12 protein-coding genes and 1 pseudogene are annotated in these 13,365 nt (G+C 56.6%); 11 read left to right on the top strand and 2 right to left on the bottom strand.

What is annotated here, in order from left to right; genetic code table 11:
* Positions 1–82 precede the first annotated feature (82 nt).
* Positions 83–301: pseudogene (locus tag K5R89_RS25655) on the bottom strand (LysR family transcriptional regulator); the annotation flags it as partial.
* Between the two features lie 119 nt (positions 302–420).
* On the opposite strand from K5R89_RS25655, the gene K5R89_RS25660 reads away from it, so the two are divergent.
* The 10 genes from K5R89_RS25660 (at position 421) to K5R89_RS25705 (ending at position 11,860) form a co-directional block, all read left to right on the top strand.
* Complete coding sequence (locus K5R89_RS25660; RefSeq protein ID WP_015065578.1) at positions 421–810, top strand: tautomerase family protein; 390 nt, start codon at positions 421–423, stop codon at positions 808–810.
* A 391-nt stretch (positions 811–1,201) separates the two neighbouring features.
* Positions 1,202–2,209, top strand: coding sequence for an N-acetyltransferase DgcN (gene dgcN / locus K5R89_RS25665; protein WP_032413314.1), 1,008 nt, complete (start codon positions 1,202–1,204; stop codon positions 2,207–2,209).
* A gap of 1 nt (position 2,210) precedes the next feature.
* Complete coding sequence (gene dgcA, locus K5R89_RS25670; protein ID WP_023328925.1) at positions 2,211–3,176, top strand: N-acetyl-D-Glu racemase DgcA; 966 nt, start codon at positions 2,211–2,213, stop codon at positions 3,174–3,176.
* A gap of 15 nt (positions 3,177–3,191) precedes the next feature.
* Complete coding sequence (locus tag K5R89_RS25675; RefSeq protein WP_065813375.1) at positions 3,192–5,057, top strand: ABC transporter ATP-binding protein; 1,866 nt, start codon at positions 3,192–3,194, stop codon at positions 5,055–5,057.
* A 22-nt stretch (positions 5,058–5,079) separates the two neighbouring features.
* The gene (locus K5R89_RS25680; protein WP_015065582.1) at positions 5,080–6,621 is read left to right on the top strand and encodes a glutathione ABC transporter substrate-binding protein; all 1,542 of its coding nucleotides are present in this window, start codon (positions 5,080–5,082) and stop codon (positions 6,619–6,621) included.
* A gap of 81 nt (positions 6,622–6,702) precedes the next feature.
* The gene (locus tag K5R89_RS25685; protein WP_015065583.1) at positions 6,703–7,635 is read left to right on the top strand and encodes an ABC transporter permease subunit; all 933 of its coding nucleotides are present in this window, start codon (positions 6,703–6,705) and stop codon (positions 7,633–7,635) included.
* Positions 7,632–8,516 (top strand): ABC transporter permease subunit, encoded by an 885-nt coding sequence (locus tag K5R89_RS25690; RefSeq protein ID WP_023328923.1) that lies wholly within the window; start codon positions 7,632–7,634, stop codon positions 8,514–8,516. The genes K5R89_RS25685 and K5R89_RS25690 overlap by 4 nt, the downstream gene beginning before the upstream one ends.
* A 2-nt stretch (positions 8,517–8,518) precedes the next feature.
* Entirely contained in the window at positions 8,519–9,562 is a 1,044-nt protein-coding gene (locus K5R89_RS25695) for a P1 family peptidase (protein ID WP_023328922.1), read from the top strand.
* Positions 9,559–10,380 (top strand): M55 family metallopeptidase, encoded by an 822-nt coding sequence (locus K5R89_RS25700; RefSeq protein ID WP_065813376.1) that lies wholly within the window; start codon positions 9,559–9,561, stop codon positions 10,378–10,380. Before K5R89_RS25695 ends, K5R89_RS25700 begins: the two co-directional genes overlap by 4 nt.
* 571 nt (positions 10,381–10,951) lie before the next feature.
* The gene (locus K5R89_RS25705; protein WP_032413424.1) at positions 10,952–11,860 is read left to right on the top strand and encodes a LysR family transcriptional regulator; all 909 of its coding nucleotides are present in this window, start codon (positions 10,952–10,954) and stop codon (positions 11,858–11,860) included.
* Positions 11,861–11,928: 68 nt separating this feature from the next.
* Here the strand turns inward: K5R89_RS25705 and K5R89_RS25710 are convergent, their stop codons facing one another.
* Complete coding sequence (locus K5R89_RS25710; protein ID WP_077255705.1) at positions 11,929–12,138, bottom strand: LysR substrate-binding domain-containing protein; 210 nt, start codon at positions 12,136–12,138, stop codon at positions 11,929–11,931.
* Positions 12,139–12,187: 49 nt separating this feature from the next.
* Between K5R89_RS25710 and K5R89_RS25715 the strand changes: the two genes are divergently transcribed.
* A protein-coding gene (locus K5R89_RS25715; protein ID WP_313771225.1) for an IS1 family transposase occupies positions 12,188–12,885 on the top strand; the annotation gives its coding sequence in 2 pieces (ribosomal slippage) (positions 12,188–12,437 and positions 12,437–12,885; 699 coding nt in all).
* Positions 12,886–13,365 lie beyond the last annotated feature (480 nt).

Raw genomic sequence — 13,365 nt, forward strand, 5'->3', positions numbered from 1 at the left:
TGGCTCATGATGTCCCTCTGGGATGCGCTCCGGATGAATATGATGATCTCATATCAGGAACTTGTTCGCACCTTCCCAAGTTGTCCACCAGTTTTTCGCCCGCCGAGGTCAGACGGACGCTGCGGGTAGTGCGCTGCACCAGTGCTGTGCCGGCCATATTCTCCAGCTCTTTGATTTTCTGACTCATGGCTGCCTTGCTGACCTCCAGCCGATCAGCCGCGCGGGTAAAACTTCCCGCTTCAGCGAGTACCGTCAGCCAGTACAAATGCACCCACAGTTCATCCGTTCGGAATGCTTTCATCGGGATTGTTCAAAATAGCGAATAATCATTTCAGCCCTGTCTCTTTTTCTTTTCAACAGCCGTCGTCAACATAGCGCGACATCATACACTTACGATTTAGACCAACCGAGGGTTTATTTATGCCATTGCTGACATTCGACATCATTGAGGGACGTTCTGCTACGGAAATCAGAACAATGCTGGACGCTGCACATCGGGCTGTGCTCACCGCGTTTAACGTTCCCGAACGTGACCGTTATCAGATTGTTCACGAAAATAAAAATTACCAGATGGTGTTCCAGGATACCGGGCTGGGGTTTGAACGCAGCGACCGTCTGGTGATGGTCCGGGTGTTTACCAGCCCGAGAAGTGAAGAGCAAAAAACGCGTTTCATGGCGGAACTGGCACGGGAACTGGCAGAACACTGTGGGGTGGAAGGGAAAGATTTGATGATCAGCTTTATTACCAATGCGCCGGGTGACTGGAGCTTTGCGGATGGTGAAGCACAGTATCTGACCGGAAAGCTGTAATTACCGCGTTTCCTCTCGGTTGTCAGTCACAGCGTTTTGAGAGGAAAGATAACATCCTCACCACGCCCCAAAGCGTGTTATCCGTGGCACCCGATACCATGCCGGGGCATTATGAAAGACAGCGTCGAAGTAGACGGCCTTGCTTCCCGTTGACTGACATAAAGCGATATCTCTCCATGGATTCCCCGGCGGATATTATCCTTTTCATATGACTCGCCCCGGCACCGGGGCCGATTTCACCCTGATTCGTTGAAATAACGCGGTTGCCATTAGTTTTTTATCTGACTATAGCCTGCCGTTATACCCCGCAACCAAACAAGCATTCGTCACTTTTCAACACGCATGAAATAGTGGTTTCAGAACCTTACCTTTGTCTGAAACGAGAACTCTCATGCTAATCCCACAACCCTATTTACTTTTTCTTGGCGATGTTACCGATCCCCTCGCGGCAAAAACGGCGCGCGGTATTCATATCTGGCGACCGGAACAGTGCGTTGGCGAAATTAAACTGCCGGGCTGTACGGTCAGCCTGGGGCTGGATGAACTTGATATCGCCAGCGCCAAAGCGCGCGGCGCGAAAACGCTGGTGCTGGGCACCGCCAACGCAGGGGGATATCTGCCCGAACACTGGCTGGATACGGTGAAAAGTGCCATCAAAGCCGGCATGAACGTGGCCAGCGGATTACATCATCGTCTGGTAGATGGGCCCGAGCTGGTCACGCTGGCAGAGACGTTTGGTGTTGCGCTTTTCGATTTACGTCATATGCGTCCGAAGCTGAGTGTTGGCAGCGGTAAGAAGCGTTCAGGCAAGCGGATACTCACGGTGGGGACCGACTGCTCAGTGGGCAAGATGTACACCTCACTGGCGCTGGAAGCGGCAATGCGTGCGCGCGGAATGAAAGCGGATTTTCGTGCCACGGGACAGACCGGGATTCTGGTTGCAGGGGAAGGCATTGCTGTGGATGCGGTAATCGCGGACTTTATTGCCGGTGCGGCAGAAGCCCTGTCTCCTGCCAACGATGATGATCACTGGGATATCGTGGAAGGGCAGGGATCGTTGTTCCATCCCTCTTACGCGGGCGTCAGTATGGGGCTTATGCACGGTGCGCAACCGCACTGGTTGGTGATGTGCCATGAAATGGGCCGTCCGCATATGCGCCATTTGCCGCATCAACCGATGGTTAGCCTGAAAGACTGCGTGGAAGCCAATCTGCGCGCCGCCCGGGTGACCAGTGAGTCCGTTCAACTGGCTGGCTTTGCGATTAACACCTCAAACTACACGGAAGAAGACGCGCGCGCCTATTGTGCTGAAATCTGTGCCGAATTCGGTTTACCGGCAACCGATCCGGTGCGTTTTGGTATCGATGACATCGCCGCGCTGCTTCAGGAGCGGGGCTGAGATGAGACAGGTGCAGATCAACGTGGTGGAACTGCCGCTGGCGCGACCGTTTGCTATCTCGCGCGGTGTGCGTACCGCCGTGACGGTTATCCGCGTCACGCTTGAGCAAAACGGCTTTATTGGGCAGGGCGAATGTACACCAACGGCGCGCTACGATGAAACGCCAGACAGCGTTCAGGCCCAGCTTGAGGCGGTACGTGCTGACGTGGAAGCAGGCCTGAGCCGCGATGATCTGCAACACCGTTTGCCCGCCGGTTCCGCGCGCAATGTTCTGGACTGCGCACTGTGGCGACTTGACGCCGCACGGGCCAGTCAAACGCTCTGGCAACAAAGTGCATGCCCGCCGCCACGCTCGGTCGTCACGGCGGAAACCCTCAGCCTCGATACGCTGGAAAACATGGCGCTGGCGGCGGCGGATGCCGTCTCGCGGGGTGCCATCCTGCTCAAAATCAAGCTTGACCGCGATGCGGTTCTGGAAAAAGTGGCGGCGATTCGTGCGGCGGCCCCGCGTGCGACGCTCATTATCGATGCCAATGAAGCCTGGTCGGGAATGGATCTGGAAAGCCTGCTGGTGGCGCTTCAGGCCTTTAACATCGCGATGGTCGAGCAACCGCTTCCCGCTGGTCAGGATCATGACCTGCAACGCTTCCGTCATCCTGTTCCCGTCTGTGCGGACGAGAGTTGCCACACGCGAGAGGACATTGCCAGCCTGCGTCATCGCTACGAGATGATCAACATCAAGCTGGATAAGTGCGGAGGTCTGACGGAAGCGCTGGCGATGGTCGATGAAGCGCACAAGCAGAACATGCGCATCATGGTCGGCTGCATGCTGGGTTCATCCCTGGCGATGGAAGCGGCATTGCCCGTGGCGGTGCACGCAGAGCACGTCGATTTAGATGGCCCGATCTGGCTGGCGGCTGACAGCTCTCCTTTTTTGAATTACTCCGATGGCCGTATCTGGCTGTAACGCGACGAGGCATTGATGACGGACACACGACTCACTTCTTCTGCCACACGTGCTGACGGTGCATCACCGGTGCTTGCTGTTCAGAACCTTAGCGTCTCATTTCGTGGACGCAGTGGTGAGAATCAGGCGCTAAAAGGCATCAGTTTCGCCATTTATCCAGGCGAAATTGTCGCCGTGGTGGGCGAGAGCGGCTCAGGTAAATCAGTCACGTCGCTGGCCGTGATGGGCTTGCTGGCGAGCAGCGGCCGTATCGATCGCGGCAGCATGCAGTTTCGCGATCGCCGCGGAGAAGTTCATGCGTTAGAAACGCTGGATGACAGTCAGCGCCGCACGTTGCGTGGCCGTGAAATGGCGATGATCTTTCAGGAGCCGATGACCTCACTGAATCCGGTGCTGCGTATCGATGATCAACTCACCGAAGCGTTACGCGACCATCATCAGTGCGACAAGAAACAGGCTCATGCGCGCGTACGTGAACTGCTGCGACAGGTACGTATTGCCGATGTCGATCGCGTCATGAAAAGCTATCCGCACGCGCTGTCCGGCGGAATGCGCCAGCGCGTGATGATTGCTCAGGCGCTGGCCTGTGATCCGCAACTCCTGATTGCCGACGAACCCACGACGGCGCTGGACGTCACCGTACAGGCGCGCATTTTACATATCCTGCGTGAGTTGCAACGCGAGAAGAACATGGCGGTGTTGTTTATCACCCATGATATGGGCGTTGTGGCGGAAATTGCGGATCGTGTTGTGGTCATGCTGCGTGGCGAAGTGGTCGAGCAGGGCACCGTGTCAGAGATTTTTGCCGCCCCGCAGCATGCATATACCAAAGCGTTGCTGGCAGCCGTGCCAAAACTGGGCGACATGCGCGAATACGCGTGGCCGCAACGCTTTCCTCTGTTGGGTGCACAACAGGTGGCGCAACACGAACAGCTGACGGCGCGCTACGACAGCGAACCGCTACTCGATGTACGTGGGTTAAAAGTGTATTACCCCATCCGCAGCGGCATCTTCTCGACCCATACGCATCATGTGCATGCGGTTGAGCAGATTGATTTCAGTCTGTGGCCGGGTGAAACCCTGGCCATCGTGGGTGAAAGCGGCTGCGGTAAATCGACCACCGGGCGTGCGCTGATGCGCCTGATCGCCAGTGAGGCGGAAAGCATCCACTTTGAAGGAAAGGAAATCTCTCATCTGAAAGAGACGGCATTCCAGCCGCTGCGCCGTGAAATTCAGATGGTGTTTCAGGACCCCTATGCGTCACTGAATCCACGTCTGACGGTGGGGTTTACCATTGCCGAGCCGTTGCTGTTGCATGGCATGGTGGACTCACTGGAACAGGCTTCTCCACACATTGATGCGCTGCTGACAAGCGTCGGGCTGTTGCCGGAGCACGCGCGCCGTTATCCGCACGAATTTTCGGGCGGTCAGCGCCAGCGTATTGCCATTGCCCGCGCGATGGCCCTGAAACCGAAAGTGATTATTGCTGATGAAGCCGTATCGGCCCTTGACGTTTCAATTCAGGCGCAGGTGGTGAATCTGATGATGGATCTCCAGCAGCAAACGGGCGTAGCCTGGATATTCATCTCTCATGATATGGCGGTCGTCGAGCGCATTGCCAACCGCGTGGCGGTGATGTACCTCGGCCAGATTGTCGAGTTCGGACCGCGCCAGTCGGTCTTTAATCAACCGCAACATCCTTATACCCAACGTCTGCTGGCCTCCGTGCCGGTGGCAGATCCCGAGAACCGTCAGCCTCGCCGTTTTGATGACAGCGAAATCCCTTCGCCGTTGCGAAAGGTGGGCGAAACGGTCACGAAACCCCGTTATCGGCAGGTTGCACCGCAACACTGGGTCGCTGACGGCATTGCATTGCGATAATCCTTAACGACCAGGAGATTTTATGAAAACGCTGTTCCGCCGTACTTCACTCGCCCTCGCCTTAACGACGACACTGGTCATGACCGCGCAGGCACAGGATCTGCGCATTTCAATGTATGCCGATATTACGGGGCTCGATCCGCACGATACCTCGGATAATGTCAGCTACTCGGTGCAAAGCGGTATCTTTGAGCGCCTGTTTCAGTTTGATCCCCAGATGAAGCTGGAGCCCTGGCTGGCGACCGGTTACACCTCCAACGACAGTGCGACGGAATTTACGCTGACGCTGCGTAAAGGCGTTACCTTCCAGGACGGTACGCCTTTTGATGCGGAAGCGGTCAAAGCGAACCTTGATCGTCTGGCTGACCAGAAAAAAGGGCTGAAGCGCAACAGCCTGTACAAAATGATCGATAAGGTGACGGTGCTGGCACCCGATCAGGTGAAAATCTCACTCAATCAGTCATTTGGTGCTTTTATTAACACGCTGGCGCACCCTTCGGCGGTGATGTGGAGCCCGTCGGTTCTGAAACAGTATCCGGACGAGGCCCAGTTGCGGCTGCATCCGGTGGGGACCGGACCATTTAAATTCGTAAACTGGACACCGGGCAAAGCGGTCACGCTGGCGAAGTATGACGGTTACTGGCGGCAGGGCTGGCCCAAAGTCGATCAGGTGATCTTCTCACCCAGTCCGGAAGATGCGACACGGGTTGCCGCGTTGAAATCGGGTCAGGTGGATGCCATTTGGCCTTTGCCTTCGGATCTGATCGCGGCGGTGAAGCAGGACAGCAACCTCGCGATTCAGCGCGATCCGAGCATCTATCTCTATTACATGGCGATCAATACGCAGCATAAGCCACTGGCCGATGTCCGCGTGCGCCAGGCAATCAACTATGCGATTGACCGTAATCTGTGGTTGAAGGTGGCCTTTGCCGGTTTGGGTAAACCGGCCACCTCCGCGATGCCGGAAGGGGTGCAGTTCTATGAGAAGCAGAGCGATCCCGATTACCACTATGCGCCGGATAAGGCCAAAGCGTTGCTGAAAGCGGCGGGCTACCCGAATGGGCTGGATCTCAAGCTCTGGGTCACCAATGCGACCGCCAGCGTGCGCGCCGCCCAGGTGCTGAAGGCGCAACTGGCCACGGTGGGTATTCGCGCCACGGTGACACCGATGGATTCCGGAACGCGCAACGCGAAGCTGTGGGGCGTTCAGGACCCGAAAAAAGCCGAATTTGACCTCTATTATGGCGGCTGGTCGACGTCTACAGGCGATGCCGACTGGGCTCTGCGTCCGCTGTTCGCCACCGAATCCTGGGTACCTACCTCGTACAATGTCTCCTATTTCAGCAATCCTGATGTCGACAAGGCGATTGCTGCCGGGCTGGCGACGGCCGATCCGGCAAAACGTGGTATCGCCTATGCACAAGCGCAAAAGCTGTTGTGGAAAGAGGCCCCCGTGGCGTTCCTTGGCACGCCAGACAATCTGGTAGGCAAACGCAGCACCCTGAGCGGCGTTTCGATGCTGCCTGATGGCAATCTGTTGTTTACTCAGGCGTCGTTTAAATAAGTCGCGGATGTCCCTCACGTGCCCTTGCCGGTTACGGCGGCACGTGAGGCTTCCCGTTTCACCTTTATTTCAGGGAATGGCATGTTTGCATACATCATTCGCCGATTGCTGGAGATGATCCCGGTTTTGCTGGTGGTCTCGCTGCTGGTTTTCGGTTTCATCAAGCTGCTGCCGGGCGATCCGGCGCGCATTTATGCCGGGCCGGATGCACCGATTGAAGCGGTCGAAGCGGCACGTCAGCACCTCGGGCTCAACGACTCGTTGCCGCAGCAGTATGTTAACTGGATAGACAGCCTGTTACATGGCGATCTTGGCACCACGTACCGCACCCAGCAACCGGTGCTGCAGGTGATTAAGCAGGGCTTCCTGCCCACACTGTGGCTCGCCTTAGCCGGTTTCGCCTGGTCTGTGCTTCTCGGCCTGATGCTTGGCGTACTCGCGGCCCTGAAACGAGGGAAATGGCAAGACTGGACGCTAATGAGCGTGGCGGTGGGCGGTATCTCGATGCCGGCGTTCTGGCTGGGGCTGCTGCTAATCCAGTTCGTTGCGATGCCTTTTGGCCTGTTCTCGGTCAGCGGCTTTAACAAGGCCAGCGATATTGTCCTGCCCGCCATCACGCTGGGATCGTCCGTTGCGGCGGTCATGGCACGCTTTACCCGCTCGGCTTTCCTTGAAGTGGCACAGGAAGATTACGTGCGCACCGCGAAAGCTAAAGGGCTGCGTAACCGTCTGGTGACGTGGAAACACGTGATGCGTAACGCGCTCATCCCAGTAATCACCATGCTGGGGTTGCAGTTTGGTTTTCTGCTGGGCGGTTCGATTGTCGTGGAAAGCGTCTTCAACTGGCCAGGGTTAGGCTGGCTGTTAATTGAGTCTATCAAAGCGCAGGATCAGCCGGTCATTCAGGCGCTGGTGATGCTGTTTGTATTTGAATTTATCGTCATTAATCTGCTGGTGGATCTGCTTTACGCGGTCGTCAATCCGGCAATTCGTCTGCGACAGGAGCCGAGATGAGTCATCAATCGCTGACTGATAACCCGCCTCAGGTTATTCGCTCGCCGTGGCGCGATTTCCTGCATGCTTTTGTGCGCAATCCTCTGGCGCTGGTTTCAGGCGGATTTGTCCTGCTGCTGATTCTGGTGGCGATCTTTGCGCCCTGGCTGGCTCCCTGGGATCCGATGGCACCCGACTGGATGGCGTTATCCTCGCCCCCTTCGGCAGCACACTGGATGGGCACCGATGAACTGGGGCGCGACCTGCTCAGCCGTATTATCTATGGGGCGCGTATTTCGCTGTATGTCGGCGTGCTGTCCGTGACGCTCGGCATGATTGTCGGCGTCGTGCTGGGGTTGCTGGCGGGCTATTACGGTAGCTGGGTCGATATGCTGATCATGCGCGGTGCTGATGTGTTATTCGCGTTTCCCGGCATGCTGCTGGCCATTGCGGTGGTGGCGCTTCTGGGAACGGGCCTGAACAATGTCATCATCGCCGTCGCGGTGTTCAGCGTGCCCGTCTTTGCCCGGATTGTTCGCGCCTCCACGCTGTCATTGAGACAGGCTGCCTATGTGGAAGCCGTGCGCTGTGCCGGTGCACCCGACCGAATCATTATCCTGCGCCATATTCTGCCGGGCACGCTTTCCAGCGTCATTGTTTATTTTACGATGCGCATTGGCACCAGTATTCTCACAGCGGCAGGCTTAAGCTTTATTGGCCTCGGACCGGAGCCGGATGTGCCTGAATGGGGCAATATTCTGGCCATGAGCCGGAGCATGATGATGGCGGGCGCGTGGCACATGAGCGTGTTTCCGGGGCTGGCGATTTTTATCACGGTGCTGGCGTTTAACCTGCTCGGCGACGCGCTGCGTGACACGCTCGACCCGAAACTTAAGGGCTGATGATGGACTTTCAACAACTGCAGTGCGAACTGCTGCTGGATCGCTGGCGTAACGAGCGTCAGTTGGGGCAGCCGCGTAGCGCATGCGGCCCCACTAATCGCATCAGCGATGTGGCTGGTGTGCGCGTCGGCCACGTCACGCTGGCTGAGGGAGAGCGGCAGACTGGCGTCACCGCTATCGTTCCGCCGGGTGATAACCTGTATCTCACGCCGCTGCCGTGCGGAGCTGAAGTTCTGAATGGCTTTGCGAAACCGGTCGGACTGACACAGGTCGAGGAGCTGGGTGTGTTACACACGCCGATTCTGCTCAGTAACACGCTGGCGGTGGGCACGCTGTTTACCGCGCTGGTACGGGATGCCATCCGTCGTAACCCGGAACTCGGGCGGACGCTGCCGACGGTGAACCCGCTGGCCCTGGAGTGCAACGACGGCTGGCTCAATGATATTCAGGCGCTGGCCATCAGTGAGGCGATGGCGCAGGAAGCATTGCATACAGCCGCAGCGCACTTTTCCCGCGGCAGCGTTGGCGCAGGACGCGGGATGAGCTGTTTTAATCTGAAGGGCGGGATCGGCACGGCCTCGCGTGTTATTCCGTCGCTCAATGCCACGCTGGGAGTGCTGGTGCTGGCGAATTTTGGCGCGCTCAGCGCGCTCACGCTTGACGGTGTGCGACTCGGTGAAGTGATTGCACCGCTGCTGGCAGGAGAGGCACCGCAACGTGATGCCGGTTCTGTCATCATCGTGATGGCGACGGATGCGCCGCTGGATGCGCGTCAGTTGAAGCGTATCGCGAAGCGTGCCGGTGCCGGCCTCGGGCGGCTGGGCAGCTACTGGGGCCACGGCTCGGGCGATATCGCCGTAGCGTTTTCAACGCAACCGCTGCCGCAACCGCCGCAGGACGCCATGCTGGAGCCGCTGCTTGCCGCCGCGGCAGATGCCACCGAACAGGCTGTACTCGATGCCTTGTTGAGCGCAGAGCCTGTTACCGGCTTTCGGGGTCACCATCGCCCCTCACTGACTCAGATTCTGGACAGGTTAACCACATGAAAATTTTTATTTCTGCCGATATTGAAGGTATCGCGGGCGTTATGCGTCCGGAGCAATGCACACCCGGCAACCCGGAATATCAGTTGGCCCGTGGTCTGATGGAACAGGAAGTGAATGCCGCGATTGAGGGGGCGTTCGCGGGAGGCGCAACGGAGGTGGTCGTTGCAGACAGCCATGCGCAAATGACCAACCTGCGGGCGGAAAATCTTGATCCCCGCGCCCGGCTGGTGCAGGGCAAACCGCGCGGCTTGTCGATGGTTCAAGGCATAGAACAGCAGACGTTCGACGGATTATTTCTGGTGGGCTATCACAGCGCAGCAGGCGAACCCGGCGTACTGGCGCACACCATTAATGGCCGTGCATTCTGGCGTATCCATATCAATGGCCTGGTGATGGGCGAAACCGATATTTACGCCGCTGCCGCCGCTGAGCAGGGCACGCCACTGTGGCTGGTCACGGGCGACGATCAGCTGCAGAGCTGGATAGCAGAGTATTACCCAACGGTTGACTACGTTTGTGTCAAACGCGCCATTTCCCATACCTGCGCAGAATCCATTAGTCCCAAAGCGGCACAACGTGCCATAGGCAGTGCTGCACGCGCCGCGCTTGAGCATCAGCGCAATACGCGCACGACCCGGTTGACCGCGCCTTATCATATGCAGCTTCAGGCCAGTAAACCCGTGTTGGCCGATCTGTTCAGCCTGATCCCCGGCGTCACGCGCATCGATGCGGTTACCGTGGGATATCAGGCAGAGCGGATGGAGACGTTGATCAGCTTGCTCAGTGCATTTTCTTACCTGGCGAGTACCCAGTCGTAGCACAGGGACAGCCATGAGGTCAGGGGCGGGTAACCTTCGCCCCTGCAGCTTCCTTTTTTCAGAAACATCGCCGCCGGGCGCGATCGTGCGCACTGACCGACAATCCGCCACCAGGCACCGTCGATCCACATGAGATAACCCGGCCGTCTCCCCGCTGCACCATGGCAGGGCGAACGCCTGGCTTTACCCTTTTCAATGATTCAGCCAGTGAGGGGAAATGGACCGATACCGGCGCGATTTGCACCTGTTTCCCCTTGCATAAGCCCGGCGCCGCCTTATTTCAGCGCAAGGCGGTAGCGGGTCCCTTCGCCTCCCTCTGTTTTACGGTACAATTTTTGCAGCAGGGGTTGTCCTGTCTTTACCCGCCCGGATCGTATCGGCAGTAAGGAATAACGACAGAGGCAGGACAGATTCAGGCGCTGGCCGTTTCTTTGCCCGTACCGCGGGTGAGATGACAGATGGTTCAGGTTTTCAATTTTGATTCAGGCGTTGGCGGTGCTGTAAGTGAAGCGCTGAAAAGGGTGCATCACAGCGGCCTGCGGGTAGCTGAATCCACACAGGGTAAATAATGATGCGGCTCCGTCACATAGAAGTCTTTCAGGCCATCGTACAGACCGGCAGCATCAGCGCAGCCGCGCGCCTGCTCAACGTATCGCAGCCCAATATCAGCCGCGTGCTGAATCATGCAGAACAGCAACTGGGCTTTGCGCTGTTTGAGCGGCGTATCCAGGGCATGAGCGTCACGGCAGAAGGGCGACGGCTGCTGCCAGAGGTGGAAGATCTCTACCAACGCTTACAATCCATCACCCAGCTCACTGAACAACTGCGACGCGGCGAAGGGCAGATCGTCCGTGTTGGTGCGGCTCACGCTTTCGGTCAAATGGTGTTGGCACCGGCATTGGTCACCTGGCGACAACAGGTGCCCTCGGTCAGCGTTGAACTGGTCACGGAACACTTTAGTACCTTATGCCAAATGATCCTGGAGAATCAGCTTGATTTCGCCCTGGTCTTTGGTCAGCAGGTGGATGCAGCGCTGCTGGCGGAACCGCTGTTTCAGTCGTCAATGGTGGCGCTACTGCCGCCAAATCATCCCCAACATGAGCCCGTTACGCTGGCATGGTTATGCGCGAATAACCTGCTGATGATGCAGACCCAGGATCCGCTTGGGCGCGTCCTGCACCGCGCGCTACGCGATAAAAAGCTGAATCCGGCAGTGTCGTTATCGATTAAAACCTACTCGGTGATTGCGGATATGGTACTGGCAGGCGGCGGTGTGGGCGTGGTGGATCTGTTCACGGCTTGCCGCTATGCCGAACAGCTAAAATTACTCCCCGTCGCACAGCCGTTGCCGTTTGAAGTGATGCTGATCAGCCGTCGTGATCAACCCCAGTCCCAGTCCACGCTGCAACTTAAGCAGGTCATTCGCAACAGGCTGTGGGAAATCGCCCGCCAGTGCGAAGCGCAGTTTATTTGTGACTGAGCAAATAAACGGTGGTACGAGGTGCGTTCAGGCCTTTCGCCGCGCCTGAACGGCCCTGGTCGGGCTTTTCAGATGCGCGTTGTGGCTTTCACGGTGTCGACAAACAGTCGTAACGCGACGGGCATGTGCCGGTTTTGTGGAAAATAGAGTGCGATACCTTGCGAGGTGATTGTCCAGTCGTCCAGCACGGTTACCAGGCGCTGTGTATCCAGCCCGTGCTGTGCATAGCGCTCCGGTACATAAGCCATGCCTAATCCGGCGATGGCAGCATCGGTAATGGTGCCAACTTACTGATTTAGTGTATGAAGGTGTTTTTGAGGTGCTCCAGTGGCTTCTGTTTCTATCAGCTGTCCCTCCTGTTCAGCTACTGAAGGCGTGGTGCGTAACGGTAAAAGTACTGCCGGACATCAGCGCTATCTCTGCTCTCACTGCCGTAAAACATGGCAGCTACAGTTCACTTACACCGCTTCTCAACCCGGTACGCATCAGAAAATCATTGATATGGCCATGAATGGCGTCGGATGTCGCGCCAGTGCACGCATTATGGGCGTTGGCCTCAACACGATTTTAAGACACTTAAAAAACTCAGGCCGCAGTCGGTAAACTCACGCATACAACCGGGCAGTGACGTCATTGTTTGCGCGGAAATGGACGAACAGTGGGGTTACGTCGGCGCTAAATCACGCCAGCGCTGGTTGTTTTACGCGTATGACAGGATACGGAGGACGGTTGTGGCGCACGTATTCGGTGAACGCACGCTGGCCACGCTGGAGCGTCTTCCGGGCCTGCTGTCGGCCTTTGAGGTCGTGGTATGGATGACGGATGGCTGGCCGCTTTATGAATCCCGCCTGAAGGGAGAACTGCACGTTATCAGCAAGCGATATACGCAGCGCATTGAGCGGCATAACCTGAATCTGAGACAACATCTGGCAAGGCTGGGACGGAAGTCACTGTCGTTCTCAAAATCGGTGGCGCTGCATGACAAAGTCATCGGGCATTATCTGAACATAAAACACTATCAGTAAATTGGAGTCATTACCGATCATCATGAGATTACAGTCGTACACAGCAACCTTTCAAAAAATCAACGCTCATTCAAAAAATAGTTCAGGATTTATTATCAGCAAGCATCGCTTTCATTGTCTATGACTATATATGGCCAAAGTAAAAGAACAGTAGATACATCACATTTGCATGTATTTTAATGAGTAACTATATTCATTTGTAATAAAAAATGTGGTGCCGGGTGCCTCCCGGTAAGCCGCCGCCAGCCCACGGACGACTCGCAAAGCGCAAAAATGATTCAGACTGGAAATGCCCCTCCGCATAGGGGGATTCACCACATATACAAATTAACATTATAACAACATTTCTTCAATGCTTTATGGCTGTATGAGAGGTACTGATTGAATGCATCTCGCGGATGACCGGCTTTGTTGAATAAATCAGATTTCGGGTAAGTCTCCCCCGTAGCGGGTTGTGTTTTCAGGCAATACGCACGCTTT

It is taken from the genome of Klebsiella sp. TF21-TM (assembly GCF_019753495.1).
GTDB classification, from domain to species: Bacteria; Pseudomonadota; Gammaproteobacteria; order Enterobacterales; family Enterobacteriaceae; genus Klebsiella; species Klebsiella quasipneumoniae.